This window comes from Streptomyces sp. NBC_00820 (assembly GCF_036347055.1).
In the GTDB taxonomy this organism is placed as follows: domain Bacteria; phylum Actinomycetota; class Actinomycetes; order Streptomycetales; family Streptomycetaceae; genus Streptomyces.
Genome location: NZ_CP108882.1, coordinates 1,446,686 through 1,462,760 on the forward strand (window position 1 = coordinate 1,446,686; position 16,075 = coordinate 1,462,760).

9 protein-coding genes and 3 rRNA genes are annotated in these 16,075 nt (G+C 65.3%); 2 read left to right on the forward strand and 10 right to left on the reverse strand.

Annotated features, from left to right (window positions below):
- Positions 1-37 precede the first annotated feature (37 nt).
- The 8 genes from OIB37_RS06695 to OIB37_RS06730 all read right to left on the reverse strand — a co-directional run bounded on the left by OIB37_RS06695 (position 38) and on the right by OIB37_RS06730 (position 10,900).
- Positions 38-889 carry a DUF881 domain-containing protein gene (locus OIB37_RS06695; RefSeq protein WP_330456602.1) on the reverse strand — a complete coding sequence of 284 codons (852 nt, stop codon included), beginning with the start codon at positions 887-889 and terminating at the stop codon, positions 38-40.
- A gap of 5 nt (positions 890-894) precedes the next feature.
- On the reverse strand, positions 895-1,227 hold the full coding sequence (locus OIB37_RS06700; protein ID WP_116152339.1) for a small basic family protein: 333 nt from the start codon (positions 1,225-1,227) through the stop codon (positions 895-897).
- Complete coding sequence (locus tag OIB37_RS06705) at positions 1,224-2,168, reverse strand: DUF881 domain-containing protein (RefSeq protein WP_443058122.1); 945 nt, start codon at positions 2,166-2,168, stop codon at positions 1,224-1,226. The genes OIB37_RS06700 and OIB37_RS06705 overlap by 4 nt, the downstream gene beginning before the upstream one ends.
- Positions 2,169-2,391: 223 nt before the next feature.
- A complete protein-coding gene (locus tag OIB37_RS06710; protein ID WP_330461781.1) occupies positions 2,392-4,887 on the reverse strand; it encodes a mannose-1-phosphate guanyltransferase in 2,496 nt (831 codons plus the stop codon).
- 114 nt (positions 4,888-5,001) lie between these two features.
- Positions 5,002-5,610, reverse strand: coding sequence for a CDP-alcohol phosphatidyltransferase family protein (locus OIB37_RS06715; protein ID WP_330456604.1), 609 nt, complete (start codon positions 5,608-5,610; stop codon positions 5,002-5,004).
- Positions 5,611-5,721: 111 nt separating this feature from the next.
- Positions 5,722-5,838 (reverse strand): 5S ribosomal RNA (gene rrf / locus OIB37_RS06720).
- Positions 5,839-5,925: 87 nt separating this feature from the next.
- A 23S ribosomal RNA gene (locus tag OIB37_RS06725) occupies positions 5,926-9,062 on the reverse strand.
- Between the two features lie 312 nt (positions 9,063-9,374).
- Positions 9,375-10,900 (reverse strand): 16S ribosomal RNA (locus OIB37_RS06730).
- Together the 16S, 23S and 5S rRNA genes form the textbook arrangement of a ribosomal RNA operon.
- A 750-nt stretch (positions 10,901-11,650) precedes the next feature.
- Between OIB37_RS06730 and OIB37_RS06735 the strand changes: the two genes are divergently transcribed.
- Positions 11,651-12,100, forward strand: coding sequence for a PTS sugar transporter subunit IIA (locus tag OIB37_RS06735; protein WP_330456605.1), 450 nt, complete (start codon positions 11,651-11,653; stop codon positions 12,098-12,100).
- A gap of 86 nt (positions 12,101-12,186) precedes the next feature.
- Complete coding sequence (gene ptsP, locus OIB37_RS06740; protein WP_330456606.1) at positions 12,187-13,857, forward strand: phosphoenolpyruvate--protein phosphotransferase; 1,671 nt, start codon at positions 12,187-12,189, stop codon at positions 13,855-13,857.
- An 86-nt stretch (positions 13,858-13,943) separates the two neighbouring features.
- On the opposite strand, the gene OIB37_RS06745 is transcribed toward ptsP, so the two are convergent.
- Together OIB37_RS06745 and OIB37_RS06750 are read right to left on the reverse strand one after the other, a co-directional pair.
- Positions 13,944-14,837 (reverse strand): hypothetical protein, encoded by an 894-nt coding sequence (locus OIB37_RS06745; protein WP_330456607.1) that lies wholly within the window; start codon positions 14,835-14,837, stop codon positions 13,944-13,946.
- A 22-nt stretch (positions 14,838-14,859) separates the two neighbouring features.
- On the reverse strand, positions 14,860-16,068 hold the full coding sequence (locus tag OIB37_RS06750) for an MFS transporter (protein ID WP_330456608.1): 1,209 nt from the start codon (positions 16,066-16,068) through the stop codon (positions 14,860-14,862).
- Between the last annotated feature and the right edge of the window lie 7 nt (positions 16,069-16,075).

A 16,075-nucleotide genomic window follows, 5' to 3' on the forward strand; every position in this document is an offset into this window, starting at 1 on the left:
TCATGCCCCTGCCGGACGTCCCCCATGCACCACCGGTTCACTGGGAGGACGACCGAGCGTAGTCAGGCTGCTTCGCCCGTCGCAAGGCATCCACGGCGATCTTGTTCGACTGCTCGACAGTCACCGTGGCCTGCTCCTTCTCCAGGGTCTGCACCACGCCTCCAGGAATGTTCAACGCCGGCTCGAGATCTTGCGGCTTGCCGATGACCTGGAAACGATAGGGGGCGTTGATCTTGTTCCCGTCGACGCTGACGCTCTTGCCGGAATCGGTGAAGTAGCTGTTGGCGACCACCCGTGCTCCGTTGACCTGGATCGCCTCCGCGCCGGCGGCGCGCAACTCCTGGATCGCGTCGAGCAGCATGTCCGACTTGACCGTCCCCTTCGTATCCTCGATGGTCATGGTGATGCCGGGACCCTGCGCCGCCACGGTGCCCGCCAGAATGCCGAGTTGCTTCGCCTTCTCGGCGGTCTGCCGGCGAGCCTCCGCGGCCTGGTCGGAACTGCTCTGCAGCTCCTGGCGCTGTTTCTCGAGTCCCTGCTTCTCGTCCTCAAGACGCTGAGTACGGTCATCCAGTTCATCGAGGATGCGCACAAGATCTTCCTGCCGGGCACCGCGCAGCGCGCTGTCGCTGTCGCTGTTCGACGCGACCTGCACGGCGAGCCCGAAACCGAGCCCGAACAGCAACAGCGCGACGATGAGTTGAGCCCGGGTCACCCGCGGCGGCCAGATCCCCTTGATCAGCCTCTCACGCCCGGTGAGCTGCGGCTCGGCGCTCTCGGGCGCCTCCGGCTCCGGCTCGGGCTCGGGGGCGGGGGCGGGCGAGGCCGGTACCTCGTCGGGCAGTTCCTTGCGCAGCCTGTTCTCCGGCTGCTCGTCCTGGTCGCTCATCGCCCTCACGCCCGGAAGACGTGTCGCCGGATGGCGGCCGCGTTGGAGAAGATCCGGATACCCAGAACCACCACGACGCCCGTGGACAGCTGCGCGCCCACGCCCAACTTGTCGCCGAGGAAAACGATCAGCGCGGCGACGACCACGTTCGACAGGAACGACACCACGAAGACCTTGTCGTCGAAGATGCCGTCGAGCATGGCGCGCAGACCACCGAAGACGGCGTCCAGGGCCGCCACGACGGCGATGGGCAGATAAGGCTCGACGACCGCCGGAATCTCGGGCCGGACCAACAGGCCGGCCACGACTCCCACGACGAGGCCCAGTACGGCGATCACGATGTGCCCTTCTCAGTCTTCTCGGTCTGCTCGGTCTTCCCGGCCCGCCCGTCGGTCGGCCGTGCTGTTCGTACGATCACACTCGGCGCGGCGGGCAACAGGACGTCGCCCTGCGTGGAGATGGTGGCGCGGATGCCGAAGTTCTGCTCCAGGGCATGCAGATACAGCCCGTCCGGGCCGTTCTGGAACCTGGTGCTCAGCCTTTCCCCGTCCCCCACGGCCAGCACCGTGTACGGCGGCACCAGCGGCTTGTTGTCGACCAGTATCGCGTCACCGGCGGCCCTGATCGCCGACAGGGCGGTCAGCCGCTGTCCGTTGATGGACACGGCCTCGGCCCCGGACTCCCACAGCCCGTTGACCACACGCTGCATGTCCCGGTCCCGCACCCGTCCGGTGTCGGAGAACCCGGACGTCTCCCGCGGGTTGGTGCCGTCGCCGCCGGTGCTGGCTTCCTTGGCGTCGTCCACGACGAGTTTCACCCCGGGGCCGTGCACCGCCGTGGCGCCCGACAGGACGTCCACCAGGTCCGCCTCGGTGCTGCCGCCGCTGTCCCGCAGCGCGGCCCGCTGCTGGGCGCCGACATCGTCACGGAGTCCGTCGACGTCCTTCTCCAGCCGGTCCGCGGCCGTGGACTCACGGTCGATACGGTCGATCAGCTCCTGGCGTTCCTTGGCCACCACGGGCGCAGCCACACGCGCCTGCGCAGCGCCGACGGTCACCACCAGCGCGGCGAGGACCAGGCCGCCCGCGAGGCCCAGCTTGGCCCTGAGGGTCCTCGGCAGCCCGCCCTCGCCCAGGGACATCTTCCGGGCGGCGGCCTCGGCGTACCCGTCGTCGAGGCTGTGGTCCATGACGTTGGTGATCAACGACATGGACGCGTCCGGACGCGACGGCGGCGCGGGGCTGCTCCGAACGGGGGGTTGCTGCGGCATGCCGCACATAGTCGCATGTCGCGACCGGTACCTCCGAATGGCCCCACCGACGTGCCGGACAGGCCCCCTTGGGGGCACTTGTCCGGCACGCGCGCGTGCGGTGGTTTCCGCCGTCCGCTACCCTGCCGTCCGCCCGCCGGCGAACCGCCCGGCAGAGCCCGGTCCAGCGTCCGGTACGACTCCGGCACCTCGTCCGGTACGGCTTCGTCGCCGCGTCCGGTACGGCCCCGTACTAACGTCCGGCGCTGTCGACGACCGCCGACCACTCGTCGAGCAGGGCCTGCGCGGAGGCGTCGTCCGGGCCCTCCGCCCACAGGTGCGTGACCGCCTCGGCCGGGTCGGGCAGCACCATCACCCAGCGGCCGTCGGTCTCCACGACCCGCACACCGTCCGTCGTGTCGACGAAACGGTCTCCGGCCTCCTCGACGACGCGCCGCATCACCAGTCCCTTGACCGCCCAGGGCGTCGCCAGGTCCCGCTTGAGGACGTGGGCCCGCGGAATCCGCGCGTCGATCTGGCTCAGCGTGAGCTGTGTGCGCGCCACCAGACCGATCAGCCTGACGAACGCCGCCGTGCCGTCGTAGACCCTGCTGAACTCGGGGACGATGAACCCGCCCTTGCCGTCACCGCCGAAGATGGTGCCTTCCTCGCCGCCCACGCGCGTGAGGTCGTCCGGGGACGTGGTCGTCCATTCGACCTGCGTGCCGTGGTAGGCGGCCACCTGCTCGGCGATGCGGGTGGTGGTCACCGGCAGTGCCACCCGGCCGCTGCGCCGCTCGGCCGCGACCAGGTCGAGCATCACCAGCAGCGCCCGGTCGTCCTCGATGATCCGGCCCTTCTCGTCCACGAGCGACAGCCGCTCGCCCACGGGGTCGAACCGGACACCGAACGCGGCCCTGGAGGACGCGACTATCTCGCCGAGCCGCTTCAGCCCGTTCCTGCGCACCTCGGCGGTCTCGGTGGGCCTGGACTCGTCGAGACCGGGGTTGATCGTCAGCGAGTCCACGCCGAGCTTGCCGAGCAGGCTGGGCAGGACGAGGCCGGCGCTGCCGTTGGAGGCGTCCACGACGACCTTCAGGCCGGCCTCCGCGATCCCGGTGGTGTCGACGTTGCGCAGCAGCGAGCCGGTGTACGAGTCGAAGACGCTGGACGGGAAGTACAGGTCGCCGATCTCGCCCGGGAACGCCCTGCGGTACTCCTGCCGGGCGAAAACGCGGTCGAGCTTGCGCTGGCTGCCCTGCGACAGATCCGCTCCCTGCCCGTCGAAGAACATGATGTCGACGGAGTCAGGCACACCGGGCGACGTACGGATCATGATGCCGCCGGCGCTGCCTCGCGCGGTCTGCTGGCGGGCCACGGGCAGGGGCACGTTCTCCAGATCACGCACGTCGATGGCGCTGGCCTGAAGCGCCGAGATCACCGCCCGCTTGAGCGCTCGGGCGCCCCGGGAGTGATCGCGCGCCGTGGTGACGGTGGAGCCCTTCTTCAGGGTGGTGGCGTAGGCGCCCGCCAGCCGTACGGCCAGCTCGGGGGTGATCTCCACGTTGAGGATTCCGGAGACGCCCCGGGCGCCGAACAGGTTCGCGTGGCCCCTGGACTCCCAGATGACCGAGGTGTTGACGAAGGCGCCGGCCTCGATGGTCTTGAACGGGTAGACCCGGACGTTGCCCTGGACGATCGATTCCTCGCCGATCAGGCACTCGTCACCGATGACCGCGCCGTCCTCGATCCGCGCGGCCCGCATGATGTCGGTGTTCTTGCCGACGACGCAGCCGCGCAGATTGCTCTGCTGGCCGATGTACACGTTGTCGTGGACGACGGCCTTGTGCAGGAAGGCCCCGCTCTTGACGACCACGTTCGAGCCGACGACGGTGTCCTCGCGGATTTCCGCGCCGGCCTCGACCTTGGCGTAGTCGCCGATGTAGAGGGGGCCGCGGAGCACCGCGTCGGGGTGGACGTCGGCGCCTTCGGCCACCCATACGCCGGGCGAGATCTCGAATCCGTCGATGTCGACGTCGACCTTGCGCTCGAGAACGTCGGCCTGGGCCTTCACATAGCTCTCGTGGGTGCCCACGTCCTCCCAGTAGCCCTCGGCGACATAGCCGTAGATCGGCTTGCCTTCCTTCATCAGCTGCGGAAAGACATCGCCGGACCAGTCGACGGGAACGTCGGGTTCGACGTAGTTGAAGACCTCGGGCTCCATGACGTAGATGCCCGTGTTGACCGTGTCGGAGAAGACCTGCCCCCAGGTCGGCTTCTCCAGGAAGCGCTCGACCTTGCCTTCTTCGTCGACGATGGTGATGCCGAACTCCAGCGGATTGGGCACCCGGGTCAGGCAGACCGTGACCAGGGCGCCCTTCTCCTTGTGGAAATTGATCAGATCCGTGAGGTCGAAGTCGGTCAGGGCATCGCCGGAGATGACGAGGAAAGCATCGTCCTTCAACGCCTCTTCGGCGTTCTTGACGCTTCCGGCGGTACCGAGTGGCTTCTCCTCATTGGCATAGGTGAGCTCCATTCCGAGCTCTTCGCCATCACCGAAATAGTTCTTGACGAGCGATGCCAGGAACTGCACGGTGACCACGGTCTCGGTGAGCCCGTGCCTTTTGAGCAGCCGTAGCACGTGCTCCATGATCGGCCGGTTCACCACCGGCAGGAGCGGCTTGGGCATGCTCGAGGTCATGGGGCGCAGGCGTGTGCCTTCGCCCCCAGCCATCACGACGGCCTTCATGTCGGAAGCGTCCTCCTCCAAGAGACGACGGTCTAGCCGACTTCACCCGTCCAGATTGTCCCGCACTTTTCCACGGCGGGCCATCGAAGCGCTACGTACGGGCAATCGCCGAGCTCAATCGGCCATGGCGTCCGCACGCACCAGACGGCGGACTTGAACCATGTAGAGCACTCCTGCCCACCAATACAGCGTTGTACCCCATCCTGCGAACGCCCATCCGAAAACAGCGGCCAGTGACGCGATCCAACCGCTTCCGTCGCTGAGCAGGAGCAGCGGGAAGGCGTACATCAGGTTGAACGTGGCCGCCTTACCGAGGAAGTTCACCTGCGGCGGCGGATAGCCGTGGCGCCGGAGGATTCCCACCATCACCAGGAGAACCAGCTCTCGCAGCAGCAGGAGGGCGGTCAGCCAGAGCGGCAGGATCTCGCGCCAGGTGAGGCCCACCAGGGTGGACAGCACGTACAGCCGGTCGGCCGCGGGATCGAGGAGCCGGCCGAGGCTGCTGACCTGGTTCCAGCGCCTGGCGAGCTTGCCGTCCAGATAGTCACTGACCCCGCTGAACGCGAGTACCAGGAGAGCCCAGCCGTCGCTCTTCGGACCTCCGAACTCCGGCCTGAGGATCAACCAGAGGAAGAGCGGTACGCCGACGAGCCGCGCCATGCTGAGGATGTTGGGGATGGTGAGGACCCGGTCTGTCTGGACACGGGTCTCCTGGACCTCCACCCGGGGGCCTCCTGTTACGAAATGAACCAACAATGCCCCCTGACCTTACCTCAACGCAAAAAAGCTCCGGCCCCTGGGCGGTATGCCCAAGAGCCGGAGCTTTTAAAGGTAGTTCGGCGGCGTCCTACTCTCCCACAGGGTCCCCCCTGCAGTACCATCGGCGCTATGAGGCTTAGCTTCCGGGTTCGGAATGTAACCGGGCGTTTCCCTCATGCTATGACCACCGAAACACTATGAAACTGTTGAACTGCCGCACCGCCTTTTACAGCGGGGCTGTTCGTGGTTTCAGAACCAACACAGTGAACGCGAGCAACTGAGGACAAGCCCTCGGCCTATTAGTACCAGTCACCTCCACCCGTTACCGGGCTTCCAGATCTGGCCTATCAACCCAGTCGTCTACTGGGAGCCTTACCCTCTCAAGGAGGTGGGAATACTCATCTCGAAGCAGGCTTCCCGCTTAGATGCTTTCAGCGGTTATCCCTCCCGAACGTAGCCAACCAGCCATGCCCTTGGCAGGACAACTGGCACACCAGAGGTTCGTCCGTCCCGGTCCTCTCGTACTAGGGACAGCCCTTCTCAATATTCCTACGCGCACAGCGGATAGGGACCGAACTGTCTCACGACGTTCTAAACCCAGCTCGCGTACCGCTTTAATGGGCGAACAGCCCAACCCTTGGGACCGACTCCAGCCCCAGGATGCGACGAGCCGACATCGAGGTGCCAAACCATCCCGTCGATATGGACTCTTGGGGAAGATCAGCCTGTTATCCCCGGGGTACCTTTTATCCGTTGAGCGACGGCGCTTCCACAAGCCACCGCCGGATCACTAGTCCCGACTTTCGTCCCTGCTCGACCCGTCGGTCTCACAGTCAAGCTCCCTTGTGCACTTACACTCAACACCTGATTACCAACCAGGCTGAGGGAACCTTTGGGCGCCTCCGTTACTCTTTAGGAGGCAACCGCCCCAGTTAAACTACCCATCAGACACTGTCCCTGATCCGGATCACGGACCTAGGTTAGACATCCAGCACGACCAGACTGGTATTTCAACGACGACTCCACACACACTGGCGTGCATGCTTCAAAGTCTCCCAGCTATCCTACACAAGCCGAACCGAACACCAATATCAAACTGTAGTAAAGGTCCCGGGGTCTTTCCGTCCTGCTGCGCGAAACGAGCATCTTTACTCGTAGTGCAATTTCACCGGGCCTATGGTTGAGACAGTCGAGAAGTCGTTACGCCATTCGTGCAGGTCGGAACTTACCCGACAAGGAATTTCGCTACCTTAGGATGGTTATAGTTACCACCGCCGTTTACTGGCGCTTAAGTTCTCAGCTTCGCACGCCCGAAAGCGCACTAACCGGTCCCCTTAACGTTCCAGCACCGGGCAGGCGTCAGTCCGTATACATCGCCTTACGGCTTCGCACGGACCTGTGTTTTTAGTAAACAGTCGCTTCTCGCTGGTCTCTGCGGCCACCCCCAGCTCATGGAGTAAATCCAATCACCGGTGATGGCCCCCCTTCTCCCGAAGTTACGGGGGCATTTTGCCGAGTTCCTTAACCATAGTTCACCCGAACGCCTCGGTATTCTCTACCTGACTACCTGAGTCGGTTTAGGGTACGGGCCGCCATGAAACTCGCTAGAGGCTTTTCTCGACAGCATAGGATCATCCACTTCGCCACAATCGGCTCGGCATCAGGTCTCAGACTATGTGTGCGACGGATTTACCTATCGCACGTCCTACACCCTTACCCCGGGACTACCATCGCCCGGGATGGACTACCTTCCTGCGTCACCCCATCACTCACCTACTGCAGATCTGGTTCAGCGGCTCCACCACTTTCCTTTCCCCGAAGGGTCCGGAACGGCTTCACGGCCTTAGCATCGTCTGGTTCGATGTTTGACGCTTCACAGCGGGTACCGGAATATCAACCGGTTATCCATCGACTACGCCTGTCGGCCTCGCCTTAGGTCCCGACTTACCCTGGGCAGATCAGCTTGACCCAGGAACCCTTAGTCAATCGGCGCAAACGTTTCTCACGTTTGTATCGCTACTCATGCCTGCATTCTCACTCGTGAACCGTCCACAACTCGCTTCCGCGGCTGCTTCACCCGGCACACGACGCTCCCCTACCCATCACAGCACCCGTTGGGGCTATACGCTGCAATGACACGACTTCGGCGGTACGCTTGAGCCCCGCTACATTGTCGGCGCGGAATCACTAGACCAGTGAGCTATTACGCACTCTTTCAAGGGTGGCTGCTTCTAAGCCAACCTCCTGGTTGTCTCTGCGACTCCACATCCTTTCCCACTTAGCGTACGCTTAGGGGCCTTAGTCGATGCTCTGGGCTGTTTCCCTCTCGACCATGGAGCTTATCCCCCACAGTCTCACTGCCGTGCTCTCACTTACCGGCATTCGGAGTTTGGCTAAGGTCAGTAACCCGGTAGGGCCCATCGCCTATCCAGTGCTCTACCTCCGGCAAGAAACACACGACGCTGCACCTAAATGCATTTCGGGGAGAACCAGCTATCACGGAGTTTGATTGGCCTTTCACCCCTAACCACAGGTCATCCCCCAGGTTTTCAACCCTGGTGGGTTCGGTCCTCCACGAAGTCTTACCTCCGCTTCAACCTGCCCATGGCTAGATCACTCCGCTTCGGGTCTTGAGCGTGCTACTACGTATCTAAATTAGACACAGCGCCCTATTCGGACTCGCTTTCGCTACGGCTTCCCCACACGGGTTAACCTCGCAACACACCGCAAACTCGCAGGCTCATTCTTCAAAAGGCACGCAGTCACGAGATGCAGCAAGCTGCATCCGACGCTCCCACGGCTTGTAGGCACACGGTTTCAGGTACTATTTCACTCCGCTCCCGCGGTACTTTTCACCATTCCCTCACGGTACTATCCGCTATCGGTCACCAGGGAATATTTAGGCTTAGCGGGTGGTCCCGCCAGATTCACACGGGATTTCTCGGGCCCCGTGCTACTTGGGTGTCTCTCAAACGAGCCGCTAATGTTTCGACTACGGGGGTCTTACCCTCTACGCCGGACCTTTCGCATGTCCTTCGTCTACATCAACGGTTTCTGACTCGTCCTGTCGCCGGCAGACGACAGAAGAGAGATCCCACAACCCCGCATGCGCAACCCCTGCCGGGTATCACACGCATACGGTTTGGCCTCATCCGGTTTCGCTCGCCACTACTCCCGGAATCACGGTTGTTTTCTCTTCCTGAGGGTACTGAGATGTTTCACTTCCCCTCGTTCCCTCCACACTGCCTATGTGTTCAGCAGTGGGTGACAGCCCATGACGACTGCCGGGTTTCCCCATTCGGAAACCCCCGGATCAAAGCCTGGTTGACGGCTCCCCGGGGACTATCGTGGCCTCCCACGTCCTTCATCGGTTCCTGGTGCCAAGGCATCCACCGTGCGCCCTTAAAAACTTGGCCACAGATGCTCGCGTTCACTGTGCAGTTCTCAAACAACGACCAGCCACCCATCACCCCACCAAGAAACTCGGTGAGTGCACTGGGGCCGGCACTGAAGGCAGCCTTTCGGCCGTACCTTCAGATACCCAACAGCGTGCCCGACCAGACTCCCGTCCGGAGACCATGCGTTCCACGCTCCTAAGAGCAGTACTAGCAGCCTCCGACCCGAGGTACCGGCCGAATAATCAACGTTCCACCCATGAGCAACCAGCATCGAACATTCGCCGATGTACTGGCCTCTGGACCGCTAGGCGGCCTAGAAATGCTCCTTAGAAAGGAGGTGATCCAGCCGCACCTTCCGGTACGGCTACCTTGTTACGACTTCGTCCCAATCGCCAGTCCCACCTTCGACAGCTCCCTCCCACAAGGGGTTGGGCCACCGGCTTCGGGTGTTACCGACTTTCGTGACGTGACGGGCGGTGTGTACAAGGCCCGGGAACGTATTCACCGCAGCAATGCTGATCTGCGATTACTAGCAACTCCGACTTCATGGGGTCGAGTTGCAGACCCCAATCCGAACTGAGACAGGCTTTTTGAGATTCGCTCCACCTCACGGTTTCGCAGCTCATTGTACCTGCCATTGTAGCACGTGTGCAGCCCAAGACATAAGGGGCATGATGACTTGACGTCGTCCCCACCTTCCTCCGAGTTGACCCCGGCAGTCTCCTGTGAGTCCCCATCACCCCGAAGGGCATGCTGGCAACACAGAACAAGGGTTGCGCTCGTTGCGGGACTTAACCCAACATCTCACGACACGAGCTGACGACAGCCATGCACCACCTGTATACCGACCACAAGGGGGGCACCATCTCTGATGCTTTCCGGTATATGTCAAGCCTTGGTAAGGTTCTTCGCGTTGCGTCGAATTAAGCCACATGCTCCGCTGCTTGTGCGGGCCCCCGTCAATTCCTTTGAGTTTTAGCCTTGCGGCCGTACTCCCCAGGCGGGGAACTTAATGCGTTAGCTGCGGCACCGACGACGTGGAATGTCGCCAACACCTAGTTCCCACCGTTTACGGCGTGGACTACCAGGGTATCTAATCCTGTTCGCTCCCCACGCTTTCGCTCCTCAGCGTCAGTAATGGCCCAGAGATCCGCCTTCGCCACCGGTGTTCCTCCTGATATCTGCGCATTTCACCGCTACACCAGGAATTCCGATCTCCCCTACCACACTCTAGCTAGCCCGTATCGACTGCAGACTCGGGGTTAAGCCCCGAGCTTTCACAATCGACGTGACAAGCCGCCTACGAGCTCTTTACGCCCAATAATTCCGGACAACGCTTGCGCCCTACGTATTACCGCGGCTGCTGGCACGTAGTTAGCCGGCGCTTCTTCTGCAGGTACCGTCACTTTCGCTTCTTCCCTGCTGAAAGAGGTTTACAACCCGAAGGCCGTCATCCCTCACGCGGCGTCGCTGCATCAGGCTTTCGCCCATTGTGCAATATTCCCCACTGCTGCCTCCCGTAGGAGTCTGGGCCGTGTCTCAGTCCCAGTGTGGCCGGTCGCCCTCTCAGGCCGGCTACCCGTCGTCGCCTTGGTGAGCCATTACCTCACCAACAAGCTGATAGGCCGCGGGCTCATCCTTCACCGCCGGAGCTTTTAACCACAGACCATGAGATCCGTAGTGTTATCCGGTATTAGACCCCGTTTCCAGGGCTTGTCCCAGAGTGAAGGGCAGATTGCCCACGTGTTACTCACCCGTTCGCCACTAATCCCCACCGAAGTGGTTCATCGTTCGACTTGCATGTGTTAAGCACGCCGCCAGCGTTCGTCCTGAGCCAGGATCAAACTCTCCGTGAATGTTTTCCCGTAATCGGGATGAACACCACGAGAGCGGAACAGTCGGGCGGAATAGGCCCGACCGTTCACAGCGTCCTCGCTGTGTTTGTTTCAAAGGAACCTCGTCCCGATCGTGATGACCGGAGACGGGGTATCAACTAATCTGGCGTTGATTTTTGGCACGCTGTTGAGTTCTCAAGGAACGGACGCTTCCTTTGTACTCACCCTCTCGGGCTTTCCTCCGGGCGCTTCCCTTCGGTCTTGCGTTTCCGACTCTATCAGATCCTTTCGGCGTCTGATTCCCCGTCAGAAGGGGTTGTCTTCCCGGCCCTTCGGCCGTTCCGACGTCCCAAACCTTAGCGGATCCTTGCGGCAGCTCCTAATCGGGGCCACCGGGCTCCGACGGAATTTCATTCGGGCACACCGAATGACATCCCGATCGGGAGATCGTGCTGGTGGTTGGGGGTGCTGCTCTCGCAGCGAGGTGCCACCACAGAACCGTACGGCTCCGGGGCAGACAGAGAACATTACGGATCAGGCAGACTCGCGTCAACCCCCACTGTCAAGATTTTTTCGACGGGGGTGAGGGAGGAGGGTGGGGGCGGGACCCGAGGCCGCTCTGCGGGTGGTCCGGCACGTCCGGCACGACGGCCGACGGCTTCCCTGCGGAACCACCACTTCATCAGGCACTGGCATACGCTGCTGATCAGTGCGCCGTCCGGGACAGGCAGTGACGGCTCGTGTGCAGCTCCACACCTTGGGAGGCTTCCCATGACCACCGTGACGTCCCCGCTCGCCGGACGCGCCATCGGACTGGCCGCTGTGCCGGATCCGGTCTTCTCCGGGGCCATGGTCGGCCCAGGCACCGCGATCGACCCCTTGCGCGAGATCTGCGAGGCGGTGGCTCCGGTGGACGGCGTCATCGTCTCCCTTCACCCGCACGCCTTCGTCGTGGTCGACGAGAACGGGCGCGGCGTGCTCATCCACCTCGGTATCGACACGGTCCAGCTCAATGGCGAGGGCTTCGAGCTGCTCGTCAGCAAGGGTGACAGGGTGACGCGTGGACAGGGCATCGTGCGCTGGAACCCCGCGGGAGTAGAGGCCGCCGGCAAGTCCGCGGTGTGCCCCGTGGTGGCGCTGGAGGCGACGGCGGCCTCCCTCTCCGGGCTGCGCGACAGCGGCGACGTGAAGGCGGGCGACAGTCTCTTCTCGTGGAACTGATGAAGGTGCCGTCGTAAGACGGAGCAGACGGAGCAGAGGTCAACCATCGCGGCGGCGGAGCCGCCGCACTATCGGGGACGGGTGAGATGGAGTCAACACTGCGAGGCGTCGGGGTGAGCCACGGTGTCGCGATCGGCGAGGTCAGGCACATGGGTACGGCGGTGCTCGAACCGCCGGCCAAGCGGATACCGGCGCAGGAGGCTGAGCGCGAGCAGGGGCGGGCGCGCCAGGCCGTGGACGCCGTGGCGGCGGACCTGACAGCGCGCGGGACTCTGGCGGGGGGTGACGCCCAGGCCGTGCTGGAGGCGCAGGCCATGATGGCGCAGGACCCCGAACTGATGGCGGACGTGGACCGGCGTATCGCCGTCGGCAGTACGGCGGAGCGGGCGGTGTACGACGCGTTCGCGTCCTACCGCGAGCTGCTGGCCGGCGCCGGTGAGTACCTGGCCGGCCGTGTGGCGGATCTCGATGACGTGCGGAACCGTATCGTCGCCCGGCTGCTGGGTGTCCCGATGCCGGGTTTGCCGGACAGTGACAAGCCCTACGTGCTCGTGGCCAGGGATCTGGCCCCCGCCGACACGGCGCTGCTCGACCCTTCCCTGGTGCTGGGTTTCGTGACCGAGGAGGGCGGGCCGACCAGCCACAGCGCGATTCTGGCGCGGGCGCTGGGTGTGCCCGCCGTGGTGGCCCTGCCGGGTGCGGTCGAGCTGACCGAGGGTGCGGTGATCGCCGTCGACGGCAGCACCGGGGAGGTCTTCGTGGACCCCGGTGAGGAGACGAAGGCGCGGTTGGAGGCCGCGGCCGCCGAGCGGAGGGCCGCGCTGGCGGCCACGACGGGTCCGGGTGCCACGGCCGACGGGCACAAGGTGCCGCTGCTGGCCAACATCGGTGGGCCTGCGGACGTGCCGGCGGCCGTGGACGCCGGTGCGGAGGGCGTCGGTCTGTTCCGTACCGAGTTCCTGTTCCTGGACGACAGTGAGAACGCTCCGTCCGAGGCGAAGCAGGTGGAGGCCTACCGGCAGGTGCTGGAGGCGTTTCCCGAGGGCCGTGTCGTCGTGCGGGTGCTGGACGCGGGTGCGGACAAGCCGCTGGCGTTCCTGACGCCCGCCGACGAGCCGAACCCCGCGCTGGGTGTGCGGGGCCTGCGGGCCCTGCTCGGTCACCCCGGGATTCTGCGCACGCAGCTGACGGCGCTGGCCAGGGCGGCCGAGGGGCTTCCCGTCCACCTCGAGGTCATGGCACCCATGGTCGCGGACCGGGCCGATGCCAGGGCGTTCGCGGAGGCCTGCCGTGAGGCGGGGCTGCGGGCGAAGGTCGGGGTGATGGTGGAGGTTCCGTCGGCCGCGCTGCGGGCGCGGTCGGTCCTGCGGGAGGTCGAGTTCCTGTCGCTGGGCACGAACGACCTCGCGCAGTACACGTTCGCCGCGGACCGGCAGGTGGGTGCGGTGTCGCGGTTCCAGGACCCGTGGCAGCCCGCGCTGCTCGACCTGGTGGCGCTGTCCGCCGAGGCGGCCGGGGCCGAGGGCAAGGGCTGTGGTGTGTGCGGTGAGGCCGCGTCCGATCCGCTGCTGGCCTGTGTGCTGACGGGTCTGGGTGTCACCTCCCTGTCCATGGGGCCGGCGTCGATTCCTTATGTCCGGGCGGCTCTGGCGAAGCACACGCTGGCGCAGTGCGAGCGGGCCGCCGCGGCCGCGCGTGCGGCGGACGGTGCCGAGGAGGCGCGGGCCGCGGCCCGCGCGGTGCTCTCCGGGGAGTAGTCGCGAGCGGCGGCCGGGCGCCGGCCGTGTGCCGGCACGCCGGTCTCAGGGGCGTCCCGCCTTCGGGTGGGGCGCCCCTGGCGCGTTCAGTGGCGGTGTCCCGGTCCGGTGGGCTCCTCTCCGAGGTCGGGCGGTACGCAGTAGTCGACGCCGGATTCGGGTGGGATGGGTTCGCCGGATTCGATGTCGGTGCAGTACGCGTCGAAGACCTCGGCCGCGGTGAGGGGTTCGAGTCCGCCGGCGCGCAGTCGCCAGCCGTGTACGCGGTCGGCCGTGCCGGGGGCGCTGGTGCGCATGACGAGGCCGCCGGGGCTGCGGGTGGCGAGGCCGAGGGCGAGGACGCTGGTGAACTCGAGTGCTTCGGCCTCGTCCAGTTCGATGCCGTCCTCGGTGTCCTCGTCGGCGTGCAGGACGGAGACGAGTGATTCGGGTGGTGCGGCGACGCTGCAGACGAGGTGCCGGTTGCCGGGCGGGGCGGTGTCGAGGATGCGGACCAGGAGGTCGGCGGCGCGGATGAAGGCCGCGCGGCCGATGTCCTCGCCGCAGGTGGGGCAGGGGCCGAGGCGGGTCAGGAGGGCGGCGGCGTAATCCCAGGTCGCCTGGCGTACGGCCTCGTCGACGAGGGCGGGCAGGAGCGTGGTGAGGGGGCGGCCGTCGTAGGGGATGGTGGGGCCTTCGGCCGCGAGTTCGGCGGTGAACCGGCTGCGGCTGGCTGGTGCCTCGGGGTCGAGGCCGGTGTGCGTGCAGAACGCGGCGTACTCCTCGGGGTCGAAGAGGGCGAGCGTGGTGTGGCTGCCTTGTGCGGCACGGGTCTTGAGGAGGGACTCGATGTGCCGGAGGTAGGTGGTGTGGTCGTCGAAGGTGAAGCTGCGGTAGCGCCGCATGGCGCGGAAGTCGTGTTCGTCGGTGAGCAGGCCGATGGTGCCGGCGATTTCGCGGCGCAGGACGCGTCGCATGGTCTGCTGGTCGGTGTGCGCCATGTTTCCCCCTATGCGCGGTCGATCAATGCTCACTCAGCGTAACCAGCGGCACTGACAATGGGGCCTGTTGGATGCGGTCGCGGACCAGGCGGTGCTGGATCGCGCAGGTCAGGGCGATGACGGTGCCGAAGAGGGTCCAGCCGAGGGGGCCGGTGGCGATGGCCGCGGTGACGGCGAGGGGGCCGATGCTGCGCTGGGCGGCCTGGGCGAGTCCGTGGACGCCGAGGTAGGCGCCCTGGGCGGTGTCGGGGGCGAGGGCGACCGACAGTTCCCAGGAGACGGTGGCGTGGAGCATCTCGGCGAGGGTGAAGGCGGCGGCCGAGGCGGAGAGCAGGCAGACGGCCTGGACTGTGCCGCCGGTGGCGGACAGTGCCAGGGCGACGCCGCCGAGGGCGAAGGCGGCGGAGAGCGGGATCAGGAGGCGGCGGGCGGCCGCGGCGGTGGTTCCGTAGCGGGCCAGCGGCACTTGGAGGCCGACGACCAGGGCGTTGTTGAGGACGAGCAGCAGGGGTGCCAGGCCGTGCGGTACGCCGTGGCGGTGTGCGATCCACAGGGGCAGTCCGACCTTGAAGACGGTGTCGTCGAGGAAGAGGACCGTCTCGGTGGCGACGTAGGCGAGGTAGGTGCGGTCGCGCCAGGGGTTGGCCGGGCGGCGGGTGCGGAGTGGGTCCCCGGCGGTGGCGGCGAGGTGGGTGGAGCTCCGGGGTTCGGCGCAGGTCAGGGTGAGGAGTGCGACCGTGACGAAGGAGATGCCGTCGCCGGTGAGGAGCCAGCGGTAGGCCGTGGTGGTGCCGAGGGTGAGGGCGGCCGCGGCGGCGAGGCCACCGAGGGCCCAGCCGGCGTTGGCGGCGGTGCGGTTGAACGCTTGGTAGCGGGCGCGGTCGGGGCCGGCGACGCGGGTGGCGTAGAGCCTGGTCAGCAGGTTCGAGGCGCGGTCGCCGAGTGCGCCGACGGCGGAGAGCGCGAGCAGGGGCAGGTAGTGGTCGGTGGTGAGCAGCGCGAAGGAGGCGAGGGCGCGCAGGAGTTGGATCGCGATCATGATCCGTGTCAGGGGGAAGCGGTCGGCCAGGCGGCCGGCGAGGGGGGCGCCCGCGATGCCGATGGCGCCGGATACCGCGGCGAGGGTGCCGACCTGGGCGATGGAGAGGCCTGAGACATAGGTGAAGTAGAGGACGGAGACGGATGACCACAGGCCGCTGCCGATGCGGTCGAGGAAGGAGATGAGAAGCATGCGGTGT